This is a genomic window from Candidatus Babeliales bacterium, assembly GCA_035288105.1.
Classification (GTDB): domain Bacteria; phylum Babelota; class Babeliae; order Babelales; family Vermiphilaceae; genus SOIL31.
Genome location: DATEAY010000086.1, coordinates 1 through 15,558, shown reverse-complemented (window position 1 = coordinate 15,558; position 15,558 = coordinate 1). Strand labels below are relative to the sequence as shown.

At 39.1% G+C, this 15,558-nt stretch carries 23 protein-coding genes; 1 reads left to right on the top strand and 22 read right to left on the bottom strand.

Annotated features, from left to right (window positions below; genetic code table 11):
- Nucleotides 1–2: 2 nt before the first annotated feature.
- From VJJ26_05320 to rpsL, 19 genes are all read right to left on the bottom strand, one after another.
- The gene (locus VJJ26_05320; protein ID HLC07570.1) at nucleotides 3–188 is read right to left on the bottom strand and encodes a type Z 30S ribosomal protein S14; all 186 of its coding nucleotides are present in this window, start codon (nucleotides 186–188) and stop codon (nucleotides 3–5) included.
- Between the two features lie 24 nt (nucleotides 189–212).
- Entirely contained in the window at nucleotides 213–764 is a 552-nt protein-coding gene (gene rplE, locus VJJ26_05315) for a 50S ribosomal protein L5 (GenBank protein ID HLC07569.1), read from the bottom strand.
- Between the two features lie 21 nt (nucleotides 765–785).
- Nucleotides 786–1,100: a 50S ribosomal protein L24 gene (gene rplX / locus VJJ26_05310; GenBank protein ID HLC07568.1), complete on the bottom strand. Its 315-nt coding sequence runs from the start codon at nucleotides 1,098–1,100 to the stop codon at nucleotides 786–788.
- 14 nt (nucleotides 1,101–1,114) lie between these two features.
- Entirely contained in the window at nucleotides 1,115–1,483 is a 369-nt protein-coding gene (rplN, locus tag VJJ26_05305) for a 50S ribosomal protein L14 (protein HLC07567.1), read from the bottom strand.
- An 18-nt stretch (nucleotides 1,484–1,501) separates the two neighbouring features.
- A complete protein-coding gene (gene rpsQ, locus VJJ26_05300) occupies nucleotides 1,502–1,768 on the bottom strand; it encodes a 30S ribosomal protein S17 (GenBank protein ID HLC07566.1) in 267 nt (88 codons plus the stop codon).
- A gap of 11 nt (nucleotides 1,769–1,779) precedes the next feature.
- On the bottom strand, nucleotides 1,780–2,001 hold the full coding sequence (rpmC, locus tag VJJ26_05295; GenBank protein ID HLC07565.1) for a 50S ribosomal protein L29: 222 nt from the start codon (nucleotides 1,999–2,001) through the stop codon (nucleotides 1,780–1,782).
- Between the two features lie 18 nt (nucleotides 2,002–2,019).
- On the bottom strand, nucleotides 2,020–2,463 hold the full coding sequence (gene rplP, locus VJJ26_05290) for a 50S ribosomal protein L16 (GenBank protein HLC07564.1): 444 nt from the start codon (nucleotides 2,461–2,463) through the stop codon (nucleotides 2,020–2,022).
- 25 nt (nucleotides 2,464–2,488) lie between these two features.
- Nucleotides 2,489–3,127: a 30S ribosomal protein S3 gene (gene rpsC, locus VJJ26_05285; GenBank protein HLC07563.1), complete on the bottom strand. Its 639-nt coding sequence runs from the start codon at nucleotides 3,125–3,127 to the stop codon at nucleotides 2,489–2,491.
- A gap of 1 nt (nucleotide 3,128) precedes the next feature.
- Nucleotides 3,129–3,476: a 50S ribosomal protein L22 gene (rplV, locus tag VJJ26_05280; GenBank protein ID HLC07562.1), complete on the bottom strand. Its 348-nt coding sequence runs from the start codon at nucleotides 3,474–3,476 to the stop codon at nucleotides 3,129–3,131.
- Between the two features lie 97 nt (nucleotides 3,477–3,573).
- Nucleotides 3,574–3,855, bottom strand: a complete 282-nt coding sequence (rpsS, locus tag VJJ26_05275) for a 30S ribosomal protein S19 (GenBank protein ID HLC07561.1) — start codon at nucleotides 3,853–3,855, stop codon at nucleotides 3,574–3,576.
- A 17-nt stretch (nucleotides 3,856–3,872) separates the two neighbouring features.
- Nucleotides 3,873–4,700 (bottom strand): 50S ribosomal protein L2, encoded by an 828-nt coding sequence (gene rplB, locus VJJ26_05270; protein ID HLC07560.1) that lies wholly within the window; start codon nucleotides 4,698–4,700, stop codon nucleotides 3,873–3,875.
- Between the two features lie 44 nt (nucleotides 4,701–4,744).
- The gene (gene rplW / locus VJJ26_05265; protein ID HLC07559.1) at nucleotides 4,745–5,065 is read right to left on the bottom strand and encodes a 50S ribosomal protein L23; all 321 of its coding nucleotides are present in this window, start codon (nucleotides 5,063–5,065) and stop codon (nucleotides 4,745–4,747) included.
- Nucleotides 5,056–5,709, bottom strand: a complete 654-nt coding sequence (gene rplD / locus VJJ26_05260) for a 50S ribosomal protein L4 (GenBank protein ID HLC07558.1) — start codon at nucleotides 5,707–5,709, stop codon at nucleotides 5,056–5,058. The genes rplW and rplD overlap by 10 nt, the downstream gene beginning before the upstream one ends.
- A 7-nt stretch (nucleotides 5,710–5,716) precedes the next feature.
- A complete protein-coding gene (rplC, locus tag VJJ26_05255) occupies nucleotides 5,717–6,334 on the bottom strand; it encodes a 50S ribosomal protein L3 (GenBank protein HLC07557.1) in 618 nt (205 codons plus the stop codon).
- Between the two features lie 9 nt (nucleotides 6,335–6,343).
- Nucleotides 6,344–6,649: a 30S ribosomal protein S10 gene (gene rpsJ / locus VJJ26_05250; GenBank protein HLC07556.1), complete on the bottom strand. Its 306-nt coding sequence runs from the start codon at nucleotides 6,647–6,649 to the stop codon at nucleotides 6,344–6,346.
- 15 nt (nucleotides 6,650–6,664) lie between these two features.
- Nucleotides 6,665–7,858 carry an elongation factor Tu gene (gene tuf, locus VJJ26_05245; protein ID HLC07555.1) on the bottom strand — a complete coding sequence of 398 codons (1,194 nt, stop codon included), beginning with the start codon at nucleotides 7,856–7,858 and terminating at the stop codon, nucleotides 6,665–6,667.
- 29 nt (nucleotides 7,859–7,887) lie between these two features.
- The gene (gene fusA, locus VJJ26_05240; protein ID HLC07554.1) at nucleotides 7,888–9,969 is read right to left on the bottom strand and encodes an elongation factor G; all 2,082 of its coding nucleotides are present in this window, start codon (nucleotides 9,967–9,969) and stop codon (nucleotides 7,888–7,890) included.
- A 12-nt stretch (nucleotides 9,970–9,981) separates the two neighbouring features.
- Nucleotides 9,982–10,464, bottom strand: a complete 483-nt coding sequence (gene rpsG / locus VJJ26_05235) for a 30S ribosomal protein S7 (protein ID HLC07553.1) — start codon at nucleotides 10,462–10,464, stop codon at nucleotides 9,982–9,984.
- Between the two features lie 11 nt (nucleotides 10,465–10,475).
- Complete coding sequence (rpsL, locus tag VJJ26_05230) at nucleotides 10,476–10,868, bottom strand: 30S ribosomal protein S12 (GenBank protein HLC07552.1); 393 nt, start codon at nucleotides 10,866–10,868, stop codon at nucleotides 10,476–10,478.
- A 369-nt stretch (nucleotides 10,869–11,237) separates the two neighbouring features.
- Between rpsL and VJJ26_05225 the strand changes: the two genes are divergently transcribed.
- Nucleotides 11,238–12,386: a M50 family metallopeptidase gene (locus VJJ26_05225; protein ID HLC07551.1), complete on the top strand. Its 1,149-nt coding sequence runs from the start codon at nucleotides 11,238–11,240 to the stop codon at nucleotides 12,384–12,386.
- Nucleotides 12,387–12,572: 186 nt separating this feature from the next.
- Here VJJ26_05225 and rplM read toward each other — a convergent pair whose 3' ends face one another.
- The 3 genes from rplM to VJJ26_05210 all read right to left on the bottom strand — a co-directional run.
- Nucleotides 12,573–13,031 carry a 50S ribosomal protein L13 gene (gene rplM, locus VJJ26_05220; GenBank protein ID HLC07550.1) on the bottom strand — a complete coding sequence of 153 codons (459 nt, stop codon included), beginning with the start codon at nucleotides 13,029–13,031 and terminating at the stop codon, nucleotides 12,573–12,575.
- A 110-nt stretch (nucleotides 13,032–13,141) separates the two neighbouring features.
- Nucleotides 13,142–14,710: a Na+/H+ antiporter NhaC family protein gene (locus tag VJJ26_05215; protein ID HLC07549.1), complete on the bottom strand. Its 1,569-nt coding sequence runs from the start codon at nucleotides 14,708–14,710 to the stop codon at nucleotides 13,142–13,144.
- A gap of 14 nt (nucleotides 14,711–14,724) precedes the next feature.
- Nucleotides 14,725–15,558, bottom strand: an 834-nt coding sequence (locus VJJ26_05210; GenBank protein ID HLC07548.1) for a M24 family metallopeptidase, incomplete at its 5' end; no start/stop codon positions are given.

Sequence of the window (15,558 nt, the reverse complement as noted above, 5' to 3'; positions counted from 1 at the left end):
CTTTACCAACTTGTTTTTTTTACGCCCGGAAGTAATCCTTCTAGCGCATTTTTTCTAAAACACATACGACACATTCTAAATAACCTAAAATATGCACGAGCACGCCCGCAGAGCTCACAACGGTTGTATGCTCTTACCGCAAATTTTGGTGTTTTATTTGTTTTTTCGATCAATGCCTTTCTGGCCATCTTAATCCTGACGTAAAAACTGAATTAATCTTTTGATTTTCTAAACGGTATACTAAATGCTTTCAACAATGCTAATCCATGCTCATCTTTACGTGTAGAAGTTTGAATGGTAATGTTCATACCATGCGCCTTTTTAGCAATGTCAAAATCGATTTCAGGGAAAATGGTCCAATCTTTTATACCAATGTTATAACCACCTCTTCCATCCAATTTGGTAGGAAGCCCTTGAAAATCGCGCACCTTAGGTAGTGCTAAAGTAATAAAACGGTCTAAAAACTCGTACATCATTGCACCGCGCAATGTTACCATTGTCCCGATTGCCATGCCTTCACGAAGTTTAAATCCCGCTATAGATTTACGAGCCAACCGTTTAACAGGAAGTTGGCCTGAAATTTTTTTTAAGACATCCACTGATCCCTGAAGTGCTTTTGAATCAGAAACCGCTTCTTTGACCCCAATATTCAAAACAATTTTTTCAAGTTTTGGGACCATCATAACGTTATCCATCCCGAGTTGCTCTTGCAACTGAGAACGGATTTCGTCTTTATATTTTATCGCCAATCGTGATTTGTTCATAATGCAAGTTCCACAGGTTTTCTAAAAGATTTCCTTACACCGATTGCACGCTCGTGCACTCTTCCCCGTGTCCAATTGCTTAACGTTAACACGTGATGGCTTTTTACACGAAGAACAAACCGGCATAACATGAGACATATCAATAAAACTTTCTTCTTTGCGAATGCCACCAGGCTCACCTGCTCTACGAGGCTTTACATGACGTGTAGCAACAGCAATACCTTTAATCATAACTTTACCTTTTTTAGGCAAAATTGCAATTACAGCGCCCTCTTTTCCTTTATTTTTTCCCGAAACAACATGAACTATGTCATTTTTTCTAATGCGCGCTATCATGAATAATACCCTTATTACAGAACTTCTGGAGCTAGTGACGAAATCTTATCATATTTAAGCGCTCGCAATTCACGCGCAACAGGTCCAAAAATTCGTGTTCCAATCATTTCGCCTTGTTTATCAATAACAACAGCTGCATTTTCGCTAAAACGAATATAGCTGCCATCTACACGACGATATTCTTTTTTTGTTCGTACGATTACGGCCTCAACAACCTCGCCTTTTTTTACCTTGCCACCTGGAATAGCTTTTTTTACTGCGCACTTAATTTTATCACCTAAATAAGCGTAGCGCTTACGTGTACTACCAATTATATGGATACACTGTAACGCCTTTGCGCCAGAATTATCAGCTACCTCAAGATACGATTCTTTTTGAACCATACCAAAATACCTCTTACTTTATGATTTACTACTAGTTACGATTTCAGCAAGGTACATATATTTTGTTTTTGCTAGCGGACGACATTGATAAAATCTCACAATATCACCCATTTTTGCTGAGTTTTTTTCATCATGAACTTTGTAAGATTTTGTTTTTCTTAAAATCTTACGAAATTTAGGATGAATATATGTTTGTTCTGTTTCAACAACAATGGTTTTATCCATTTTGTCTGATACAACCTTACCTTCAAAAAGCTGTTTCGTTTTTTCAGCTTTTATTTCCATAGAAACCTCATTCATTGTTTGCTAACCACAGACTTAGCTTTTTTCGACTGCATAGCAGTCAAAAGACGTGCTGCTTGTCTACGTAGTTTTTTGTATTGAGAGCAATCTTTAACTTGAGATGTCGCCGTATTAAGACGTAACCCAAAAAGATCTTGCCGTGTACTATCTAATTTTTTTTGCAAATCTTCAATAGATAATTGTTGAACTCTTTGCATAAATCCCATTTGTTTCATAGTATTGACTCTCAATAATTAATCCGTAATCGATTCATGGGCACTAATCAACTCGTGACCCTTTTTCACTACACGTGTCTTCATAGGAAGTTTATATGCAGCAAGTTTTAAAATTTTTCTTGCTAAAGCTTCTTCAACACCAGAAACTTCACATACAATACGACCACGTTTTACTACTGCAACCCAAATTTCTGGGTTACCCTTACCTTTACCCATTCGGGTTTCAGCAGGTTTTCTGGTAACTGGTTTATCAGGGAAAACTCGAAGAAATGAATCTCCACCTTTTCTCAAATGACGCGACAACGTCACACGCATCGCTTCTATTTGTTGTGCCGTAACTCTACTTGGTTCAACTGCTTCTAAACCGTATTCACCAAAATAAACTGTCCGAGCACCTTTTGATAAACCTTTTATTTTACCTTTTTGAACTTTTCTAAACTTTATTTTTTTTGGCATCAACATGATTTAATCTCGTATTTAAAAAACATTATCGGATATGTTGATACTCGCCTTTACACACCCACACCTGAACACCAATCATACCGTATGTTGTTTTTGCTTCTGCTCGACCATAATCAATATCAGCTCTTAATGTATGAAGAGGAACAGACCCAACACGAGTCCACTCTCTACGAGCAATTTCTGCACCTTGCAATCTGCCAGAACAACAAATCTTTATGCCCTTAGCACCACCACGCATAACTGTTTGAGCAGCACGCTTCATGGCACGTTTGTAACTCACTCTTTGTTCAAGCTGTGTTGCTATGTTTTGTGCTATTAAAACAGCATCAAGTTCCGGTTTAGCAACTTCTTGTACTGAAATTTCAATATTCTGCTTTTTCAACAAAACAGAAAGTTGATTACGAAGAGTTTCAATTTCTTGACCCTTCTTTCCAATAACATGACCAGGACGACCAGAGTGAACAATAATACGAATATTATCTGCAGCTTTTTCTATTTCAATACGAGACACTTCAGCTTTTTCGAGAGCAGATTTTAAAAACCGTCTAATAGTAATATCTTCTATAAGAAGTTTACCATATTTGTTACCCTGAGCAAACCAACGAGCATCCCAGCTACGATATATTCCTAAGCGAAATCCTATAGGATGTACTTTTTGTCCCACCTTAATCCTTCTTCTTTGTACAAGGTTCTAAAACAACACTTGCATGACTGAATCGCTTACGATAAGGGTTCGAACGTCCCATTGCACCCGGCTTATAATATTTATACATAGGACCATGATCAATGCGTATGTCAACGATCTTTAAATCAGACATAGCAATATTATGGAGATCCTTAGCATTAGCCGCTGCCGACTCAATCATTTTTTTGATTGGCACTGATCGCTTTACCGTTACAGTGGAAAGCCATCTAATTGCCTGCTCCACATTTTTGCCACGCACCACATCAGCAAACGGGCGTAATTTAAAGGGAGAAATACCTAGAAATCTATTCTTTGCGCTAAATTGCATCAGCAAACCTCAACTAGTTACTTAAGATTCATATATATATATCGCTTGAATCTTATTCTTATTCTATCGTAAAGATAAACAAGTGACAACCTTAAACTTACGCGGTCATACCAGCTTTACGCTGACCACTGTGAAGTCGGAATGTTCTTGTTGGAGAAAACTCCCCTAAACGATGCCCAACCATATTTTCAGTCACAAAAACTGAAATAAACTTCTTTCCGTTGTGAACCGCAAAAGTCAATCCAACAAATTCAGGTGTAATCAAACTTCTACGAGACCATGTTTTAATGGCTTCGCGCTTTCCACCATCCCTAGCTTTAGCAACTTTTTGTGCCAACGAATCTTGTACGTATGGACCTTTCTTTGCAGACCGTGCCATATCTCACTCCGTTAACCTTATGGTTTTCTTCTCTTTATAATTAACTGATTCACGTTACGCACCTTACGTGTACGTGTACCTTTACAACCTTTACCCCATGGAGATCTTGGATGAGAACCAGATTTTGAGCGACCTTCACCGCCACCGTGAGGATGGTCAACTGGATTCATAGCCATACCACGAACAGAAGGCCTAAACCCTAAGTTTCTAATACGACCGGCTTTACCCCATGAAATATTTTTGAAATCAGCATTGCCAAGTTGTCCAATAGTTGCCCAACATCCGTCAAGCACCATGCGAATTTCACCTGAGGGCATTTTAAGAGTCACAAGGCCATCTGTTTTTCCAACGATTTGAGCAGAAACACCTGCACTACGCGCAAACGTTCCACCAGATCCTGGACGAACTTCGATGTTGTGAACCATAAAACCATCTGGTACATTCTTTAAAGGCATTGCATTGCCAACTTTAGCATCAGCTGACTCACTCGCCATAATGGTGTCTCCTACTGAGACATTTTCAGGCTTTAGCAAGTATTTTTTTGCGCCATTAACATATGAAACAAGCATAATACGAACGTTACGGTTTGGATCATATTCAACAGTAAGAATCTTACCCAAAACATCACGATCGGTACGCTTGAAATCGATAATACGATATTTTTTATCAGCACCGCCACCACGATGACGTGTTGTTATTCTTCCATACGTATTACGACCACCAGATCTTCTTTGTAGTCCAGTAACCAAACTTGGGTGTGGTTTTGTTGTCGTAATATCACTTGTCCCTACAAATGACTGAAAGCGTAGTGAAGAATTTCGCGGCTTTCGTTTTATTATGGCCATTGGAGCCTCGTATCTTTCTCATTAAAAAACTTAAAACGCATTAATTATTCCGCTCTTGGTACAGCAGGTTTTCCTGTTTGACCAAACAGATCAATAGAATAACCTTCTTTAAGAGTTACTATAACGCGTTTTGTTGTTGAACCTTGCACAATCACACGGCGCCTTCTTCGGGCCTTGCCGATACGATTTAAGGTATTAACTTTTTCTACCTTGACATTAAACAAGCGCTGCAATGCTTCCTTAATTTGCGTTTTATTCGCCTGTGGATGCACTTTTAGTACCAGCTTTTTTAATTTCTGATTAAGCAATGTTGCTTTCTCCGAAACCACTGGGCCTTTAATAATCTCGAATACATTTAAATCCATTGCGAAACCATTCCTTTGAAGTGATCCAAATCTTTTTTCAAAAATAACCAGCAATCACTATTTGCTAAATCATATGCATTTGCTTGGTCAAATGACAAAGGACGTACGTTTGGAATGTTTGCAAATGATAAAGCTGAATGAAAATCGTAAGGAGCAACAAATAAAACTATTTTTTTATTTGCAAGCCCTACATGATTCACCAGCTCTTGAGCTTCTGCTGTTTTTGGTTGCTCACTAGAGAGCTCCCAGTCCGCACAAATTACATTTTTTTGATCAAGATTGTTCGCGAGCATAGTCAACAAAACTTTGTGTTTCATTTTCTTAGCCACCTTTAATGTACGTACTCGTGCTTGCGGACCAAAAATAACACCGCCACCTTTCCAAAGAGGAGATCGTGCAGAACCAGCACGCGCACGTCCTGTTCCTTTTTGCTTCCATGGCTTACGGTTTGTGTAAGCAACGTCTGAACGCCCCTTACATGCAACCGTACCTTGTTGCCAGTTTTTTGCTAATACACGAATCCATGTTGAAAATGAAGCCGGTGTCGCTTTTGTAAATGCGGTAGTGTCAAATTCTAATTCCTGCGCGGCAACTGCATGTAGCTTATTGATCGCAGAATTATTTATTGTTTCTTTCTTACTCATTATTCACCTACGCCTTACGTACAAAGACCAATGATCCTGCTTTACCAGGAATTGAGCCTTTTACTAATAACGTTTTGGTTGCTGCTTCCACCATAACTATTTCTAGATTCCTCATCATTTGGTTATCGCAGCCCATGTGACCAGGAAGTCTTTTTCCCTTAATAACATGACCACTTTTAACAAGCGAACCAATAGACCCTGGACGATTTCCCATGGTTGAACCATGACTTCCAGGAGGCCCTCCAAATCGATGGCGTTTAACAACACCAGCGAACGATTTACCTATTGTTTTGCTGCGAACGTCAACTATTTCACCTAACTTTATCAATTGTGAAAAGTCGATACGCTTACCAACAGCAAAGTCATTTGTTACTTGTTTGAGAGGAATTTCACGAATAAAACTAAAGTAATGGTTTGGATTTTTAATCCATTCTTTACTATATTTTTCGTCCTTGAAACGATCTTTCACGCTGCCCACTTGAAGAGCATTGTAACCATCTCGCTCAACTGTTTTAATATTAGTGATATACCAATCTGCAATACTGATTGCAGTAGCAGGCACTACTTTATCGTTAGCAAATACCTGTGTCATCCCAATTTTTCGACCCCATATCCCTGTTATCATATGATGCCCTTACTTAATTTCCACGTCTACGCTAGAGGAAATATTGAGCTTCATAAGAGAATCCATGGTTTTATCTGATGGGGAGATAATATCAAGAATACGCTTATGAGTTGTTAACTCAAACTGCTCTCGTGACTTTTTGTCTATATGAGGAGATCGCAATACGGTAAAACATCGTCTTTTATTAGGAAGAGGAACAGGGCCCATTAATTGAGCTCCTGTTCTCTTTGCAGTCAAAACAATTTGTTTAACTGCTTTATCTAATAAGGTAGAATCGAACGATTGCAATTTAAGCCTAATACTTTGTTTTTTCATCGATCACCTAATGTTTTAGTCTAATATTTCAGTTATAACACCGGATCCGACCGTTCTTCCACCTTCGCGAATAGCAAAACGAAGATCTTTATGCATTGCTATTTTTGAAATCAATTCAACGTTAAGCTCAACAGTATCACCTGGCATTACCATTTCACGACCCGCAGGTAGTGTAACGATACCCGTTACGTCTGTTGTTCTGAAATAGAACTGAGGACGATAACCTGTTAAGAACGCACTGTGTCTTCCGCCTTCTTCTTTTGACAAGATGTATGCTTTACAACGGAATTTTTTATGCGCTTTAATGCTACCCGGTTTTACGATAACCATACCACGTTCAATTTCTTCTTTTTTAGTACCACGAAGAAGCAAGCCAACATTATCGCCAGCTAAACCTTCATTCAATAGTTTTCTAAACATTTCAACGCCGGTAACAGTTGTTTTTATAGGTGTGTCACTAAGACCCACTATTTCAACTTCTTCACCAACCTTTATTTTTCCAGCTTCAATACGACCAGTCGCTACAGTACCACGACCAGCAATTGAAAACACACCTTCAACAGGCATGATAAATGGCTTATCAACTTCACGAGCCGGTTCTGGAATGTATGTATCAAGAGCATCTACCAATCTATTGATTGAAGGCTCTCCAAGATCACTTGTGTCACCATTAAGCGCTTTAAGAGCTGAACCTCTGATGACAGGAATCTTATCCCCAGGGAAATCATATTTTTTAAGAAGATCGCGAATTTCTTCTTCAACCATGTCAATCATCTCAGGATCATCGACCATGTCTACTTTGTTAAGGAAAACAACAAGAGCAGGTACACCAACTTCTCTCGCCAATATGATATGTTCACGAGTTTGAGGCATCGCGCCATCAACAGCTGAAACCACTAAAATCGCACCATCCATTTGAGCTGCACCAGTGATCATGTTTTTTACATAATCGGCATGCCCTGGACAATCAATGTGCGCATAGTGACGCTTGTCTGATTCATATTCAACGTGTGAAGTAGCAATAGTAATACCACGTGCTTTTTCTTCTGGTGCGTTATCAATTTCACCAAACGCGCGTGCTTCAGCAAAACCTTTTTTAGCCAGAACAGTAGTAATTGCGGCGGTCAACGTTGTTTTACCATGATCAACGTGGCCGATGGTACCAACATTCACATGCGGCTTTCTACGCTCAAATACACCTTTTGCCATCGTTTATACTCCTACGATTAACACAAAAATTATTCTTTTTTATTCTTTGCAACTATTGCATCTTGTACGTTTTTAGGAACTTCTCTATAACATGCAAATTCCATGTCATAACTAGCGCGCCCTTTAGTCATTGACCGAAGAGTTGTTGAATAACCAAACATTTCTCCAAGCGCAACTTCAGCAGAAATAATTTGCTGATTAAACTCCGTTCTAGAGTCTAAAATTCGACCGCGTCGAGAATTAAGATCGCCGATAACATCACCAATATGTTCTTCTGGTGTATAAACATTAACCGTCATAATAGGCTCAAGTAATACCGGAGCTGCTTGTGACATAGCTGTTCTAAAAGCCATAGACGCAGCGACCTTAAATGCTATTTCAGAGGAGTCAACATCATGGTATGAACCATCATATAATGTTACTTTAACATCAACAACAGGATAACCACCTAATATACCGCCATTCAGGCACTCTCGAACACCCTTCTCAACGGCAGGAATAAACTCCCTTGGAATTGTACCACCAACAACAGCATTGACGAATTCGAAGCCTTTGCCTCGCTCAAGCGGTTCCATTTTTATCCATACGTGACCAAATTGACCACGACCACCAGATTGACGAACAAATTTACCCTCGGCATCGGCAAGTTTTTGAACAGTTTCTCGGTAAGCAACTTGAAGTTTACCTTGAACAACTTCGACCTTATGCTCTCTGCGCAAACGATCAACAACGATTTCTAAATGCAATTCGCCCATTCCAGAAATTTCGGTTTGACCAGTTTCCTCATTGTAGCTAAATCTGAATGACGGGTCTTCCTGCATCATTTTACGCAATGCGAGAGTCATTTTTTCATAGTCAGCTTTATTTTTTGGCTCAACGGATGTAGAAATAACCGGTGTCGGTATAGTAATAGATTCAAGGACAACAGGTACTTTATCTATACATAACGTATCACCAGTTTGCGCATCTCTGATACCAATAACAGCTGCTATATCACCAGCTCTCACGCTGGTGATTTCTTCACGTTTATTCGCATGCATTTTGAGAAGACGACTTACACGCTCTTTTTCGCCCGTTCTTACACTATACACATAAGAACCAGCTTTTAATTCACCCGAATAAACACGAACAAAGTTTAAAACACCCACAAATGGATCCGCCATGATCTTAAACACAAGCGCATAAAACGGCCCATTAGGATCAGATGGGATTGGAAATTTTTCATCAGTATCAGTATTTGTTCCTTCGATCGCTGGAACATCAAGCGGTGATGGTAAATATTCAATCACACCATCAAGCAATAACTGAACACCTTTATTTTTAAAAGCAGAACCACAGAAAACGGGAACAACTTTAAGCTCAGTAACTCCCTTACGAAGAGCTGCTTTAATCTCAGGAAGTGTGATTTCTTCTTCCATAAGATATTTTTCAGCTAAAATTTCATCTAGATCGCATGCAGCGAGAACTATTTTCGCATGCAATTCTTCCATCTTCTCTTTGTACTCATGTGGCACATCAACCCACTCGATGATTTCTCCATTTTCACCTTTGAAAACAGCCATTTTACGAGTTAAAATATCAATGATAGAGGTAAAATCTTCCGACATACCTACTTGCATTTGCATGGCCACAACATTAGCACCAAGTTTTGCTTTGATATTTTGAACAGTACGCAAATAATCAGCACCGATACGATCAAGTTTGTTAACAAAAACAATTCGAGGTACCCTGTACCGATTAGCTTGCTTCCATACTGTTTCAGACTGTGGTTGAACACCTTCGACGCCAGAGAAAACTGCAACTACGCCATCGAGGACACGCAATGAACGTTCAACTTCAATAGTAAAGTCAATATGTCCCGGCGTATCAATAATATTAATTTGATGATCACGCCAAAAACTTGTGGTCGCAGCAGCAGTTATGGTAATACCACGTTCTTGCTCCTGCTCCATCCAGTCCATGGTTGCTTCACCTTCATGCACTTCACCAATTTTATGGGAAATACCAGTGTAAAACAAAATACGCTCTGTAACAGTTGTTTTACCCGCGTCAATATGAGCTGCGATACCAATGTTTCGATACTTCTCTAACGGATATTGTTTCACTGACATAATGATCCTCTCTTACCATGCATAATGAGAGAATGCGCGATTTGCATCCGCCATACGTTGAACATCTGCTCTTTTCTTTACTGCACCACCTTTGAGTTCACTCGCATCCAATAGTTCACGTCCAAGACGCAATCCCATTGTTTTATCAGTACGAGTTCTCGCAGATGAAACAAGCCAACGCAACGCAAGCGCTCTTCTGCGCTTTTCACTCACTTCACGAGGAATCTGATAGGTGCTACCACCCACACGTCGCGAACGAACTTCAATGAAAGGGGCTACTTGTTCAAAAGCACGAGTAAAAAGCTCTACTGCTCTTTTTTCGTCACCATTTGTTTTTTTTACAAGCAAATCCATCGCTTCATAGACAATTGTTCTTGCACAATTTTTCTTGCCACATTTCATGACAACATTGATAAGCTTTTGAACCAATAATGATCCGAATTTTGGATCAACACCAACGTCTCTTATAAATTCGACTTGCCTACGCCTTGGCATAATTCAATTCCTTATTTGTTCTTTGGACGTTTCGCTCCGTAAAGAGATCGTCCTTGCCTTCTTTTATCTACGCCTGCGCAATCGAGTGCGCCTCTCACAATATGGTATTTAACACCAGGTAAATCCTTAACACGACCACCCCGAACAAGAACCACAGAGTGCTCTTGCAAATTGTGCCCCTCACCCGGTATATATGCTGTTACTTCTAAACCTGTGGTCAACTTAACACGAGCAACTTTTCTAAGCGCAGAGTTAGGTTTTTTAGGCGTCGTAGTAAAAACTCGGGTACAAACCCCTTTGGCAAAAGGCCCTTTGAGAAACAACCCTCTTCTTAGGGCAGGACTCTTAGGCTTTGCCTTAATTTTATTCCTACCAAATCGACATAATTGATTAATCGTTGGCATGTATAGAAACCCTCATATTATCACGTTATAAGAAATAATTTTATTATATAATCGCAACTTTTAATCCGACGCGCTACACTAAGCACCTAAGTTGACTAATTGCTATTTTACCCTCTTTGTGAATTTTTTCAAGAAAATAATTCATAGTTCACACCAGAAAAGCACAGCTCATTCAGCTTTTTTTACCCCATGCTTTGACCCATTTTCAATTCTTTCCAATGGGTACCCGGCCAAAACGACAGTGGAGGTTGGGTTAAAAGTTGGGGATAAAAGCCATGGACTTATGTTATTATTAATGATAGCTTATTTTTACGCAATTGGCAAAATAGCTTTTCTATATTTTAATCATACACAAAAGGATTATTTATTATGATTACAACATGCTTTGCAAAATTAGTACTCATATCCCAACAACTTTTTTTTATTCTGCTTGGATTTTTCGGCATGGGGTTTTTGATCGGTTTTCACGAGCTTGGACATTTTCTATTTGCTAAGCTTTTTAAAATTCGCATACCTTCCTTTTCCCTAGGATTTGGCCCACGACTAATAAGTAAAAAAATAGGCGAAACTGAGTTTTGTCTCTCCGCAATCCCTTTTGGTGGCTATGTTGAAATAGCAGGTGCTGCAGAAGTTGGTCAAGGAGAGCAAAAAGAAGCTCTTGCTACCGATAAAGGTTCTTTTGCAGTTAAACCATTCTACCAAAAATTATGCGTTATGCTCGGCGGCATTTTATTTAATCTAATATTCGCTTATTGCGCTATGATTCTTCTATTTTTTGCTGGCATTCCCAAAACACCAATCATGCCAAATACTGTTATTTCAACAGTTCAAGCAGGATCAGCTGCAGAAAAACATGCATTTCTTTCAGGAGACCGCATCTTATCGATAAATGAAGAAATTATCGGAAACAACATACAAAAACTACAAACAATTATTGAGCCTCTTGCGCTTAAAGAAGTAACTATTGTCATTGAACGCAATGGAGAAAAAATCACAAAAAACGTCGTGATTGGAAGCAAAGCCACAGAAACAACAACAATCGGAACTCTTGGCGTTGAATTTGATTTTCTACCAACTCCGCCCCATTCCCTCAAGGACGCGATCATCAAAGGCATTGCCCTGTGCAATACCTGGATAAAAAATACATGTGCTGGCTTTTCCAATTTATTCAGCAGAAAAGGCATCAACAACGTTGCTGGACCTGTTATGATTATTGCTATGACAGTCAAAGGTGCTGCGGCTGGTTGGCAGATCTTTCTTCTCTTGCTTGCAATTATCAGCATAAATTTGGCCGTGCTGAATCTTATCCCATTACCAATACTTGATGGCGGACAAATTCTTTTTTATTCAATAGAGGCCATAATTGGTCGCCCTATACCAAACAAAGTTCGCGAATACATTCACATCGCAACATGGATCATGTTTATCATTCTGTTTATTTATTTAACAACTCAGGATGTGAGTAGAATTGTAAGTCCTTACATTGATTCAGTGCTTAAATTCTTTAAATTGCGATAAGACAGACGCCATCCTTCGATACATTTTTTTTCGCTAAAAGCTACAAAAAAACACTCAGGACGAGCGGCGGAAAACTTCCGCTCACCCTGAGTGTTTTTGCTTGCAAAAACGTATCGAAGGGTTAGAACAAAAAAAAGGCAGGACATTTTTCAATGTCCTGCCTTTTTTAATAGCTTTTATGAGAGCTTAGCCGCGCGGTTGTTGTATTTCTAATTCAACCGTTACTGGCCCTTGAGCGAAGTGGGGATGTTCTGATCCTGCGTATACTTTAAGCTTTTTAATGATTTGTCTGCTGAGTTTGTTTTTAGGCAACATACGTTTTACTGCCAATTCAACAAGATGCGTTGGATGCTTTTTGTGCAAGTCTTTAGCGGAAGTTTCTTTTTTTCCACCTTTCCAACCACTTACAGTAACATACTCTTTATCTTCCCATTTGTCGCCAGAAAGAAAGATTTTATCTGCATTGGTAATTACCACATAATCGCCACAATCAGTGTGCGGTGTATAGTGTGCTTTGTCTTTACCACGCAGTCTATCCGCAACAAATGTAGCCAAACGTCCAAGAACTTTACCATCAGCATCAATATGACACCATCCAGCTGCTACATCTTCTTTGCGTGGATAAAACGTTTTATTCATATTCATAATCAACAACCCTTTACGTGAACAATCTTTTGTCATTTATTTTTTTTAAGAGGGGGCTCTTTCTTCTAAGGTAGCCAATAATTGCAAAGCGGTCAATAAAAACACTTTATTTAACCTTGTTTTCTGCCATAACTAAAAATCATCAACAGCAATATAATTGCCGTAATCCCCACGCTAGTAGACACCAGAAAACTCTGAAATAGTCCGTAATTACTCATCAATCCAGCCACAATGAACGATATAATGGTACCAACCACTACAGGAACTGCATATACAAATTGCGTTCTTGCATGTTCCAAAGGCTCTATCCCAGTGCTCGTTGCGGTCATAATAGTCGTCTCTGCAAAAGGTGATAGGTGATTTCCACACGCAGCACCAGAAAGCACCGCCCCAAGAGCAGGAAACAATATAGGTATCTGATCAAGCGTTACCGGAGTATCTAACTGTAAAAAGGAAATTAACATCTGCGTTGAAATAGGAATCAACATTGAAAATGCGCCCCATGCAGAACCAGTCATTAATGTCACAGTTAAAGAAACAATAAACAAAAGAGCTGGTAGTAAAAACAATGGCGCTGTACCTAACAACAGATAGGCCAAATAACTACCCGTGTGCAAATCAACTCGTAAAAAATTTCCCAAAATTGATGCCAAAATGACCATAATAATGGACGCTTGTATCAGCATAAATCCTTCTCGTACAATCCCTGGCAACTGTGCAATGGAAATCATCTTTTTATGCAACGAAAGAATCACGCTGGAAACCAATGCCATCAATGCCGATAGCAGCAAAATTAAAAATGTTTTATCATTTTGTCTAAAAGCTTCAATAAACGAGTTGCTTCCACCAAAAAGATGATAATTACCTGCATACAATATTCCAAAAAACATTCCGCCTATAAGAAACGCAATCGGCATCAACAACTCAATCAAGGAGTGATTTCCACTATATTCGTCATGCACATCATCTGAAGAAATATTTTGTAATTCAGACGCTTTTTTCTCTAATCGTCCAATTTCACCAATGCCAATTCTGCTGAGTACAACGAACCACACAGCAAACAGTGTAAAAACTGAATAAAAAATGAATGGGATTGTTTTTACATAAACAAAAAAAGGATCTGCTAAAATCTTGCTCGCTGTGTCCTGATTAACACCGGCTGTATCCAATTGCGCTAAAATTGCAGCTGCCCATGTGGAAAGTGGCATTATAATCACTAACGGCCCTGCAAGCGCATGAACAATATATGCTAATTTTGTACGCACAACGGATACTTTATCCGCAATTGGACGCATGACAAATCCAACCGTCAAAATACTCAAATAATCATCAATGCTCAATAAAAAGGCAAGCATTATCGATGATGCTTCTACACTGCGCGCTGTTCTCATTTTTTTTCCAATAATACGAGCACATCCGGTGGCGCTTCCTGCTACTGTCAGCAGAATAATAAGTGAACTAATCACTATCAAAAGAGAATAAAGAAAGATCATATCAATATCAGAAAAATGAGCAATAAGCTTATCTACACACAAAACCAAAGCGGGTAAAATTTGTCCATGCACTGCAATAAGTGCTGCCAATAGTATGCCAATTACAAGCGAAATATTGAGGTGATGTGTTATAAACATAGCACCGATCACTACCAATGGTGGAACCAAAGATAACCACGTTAACATTCAAATCCTCATTTTTAATTCAACATATTATCATCTTCATCATCGTAATCTTCGTCATCTTCCCACTCATCTTCTTCATCAGAATCATTGTCTTCATCACTCAGCGCTTGTTGCACAATTCCTTCGATATCTTCAACTTCTTTAGGTAAATTTTCACTCAGACACACAGCACCATCTTTAGTGATCCAATAATTATCCTCAATACGAATACCTATGCCTTCTTCAGGAATGTAAATTCCTGGTTCAATAGTAATAACATCGCCTTCTTGCAACGGTATACGGTAATCACCAACATCATGCACATCAAGACCAAGAAAATGACCAATGCCATGCGGAAAATATGTATCATAGCCATGTTTGGCCAAAAATTTTACCGCTAAGTGATGAAGTGATTGGTCAACTTTATCTTTATTTTTAAGCCAGATACCCGGTTTTGCAAGCGATGCAATATATGTTTGTGTCGCAAGAACAATTTCATACAACTCTTTTTGTCGCTTGGTAAATGAACCTGATACGGGATACGTACGAGTCAAATCCGCACAGTAGTTATTAAACTCTGCACCAATATCAACAAGTAACAAATCACCATTTTTGAGCATTCCACTATTTTGATGATAATGCAACACAGTACCATTTTTACCACTCGCAACAATACTTGGAAATGCTGGTCGTGCATGGGATGCTATCATCATGTATTCAAGCGATGCTTGAACTTCACTTTCCAGAGCTCCATTTTTAATCATTTGAATCGCTGATTCGTGTGCAAGTTCAGTAATTTCTATTGCACGGTACACACGTTCAATTTCACTCACGTCTTTGCGTCGTCTTGCCGCTGCAACGAATTCCGA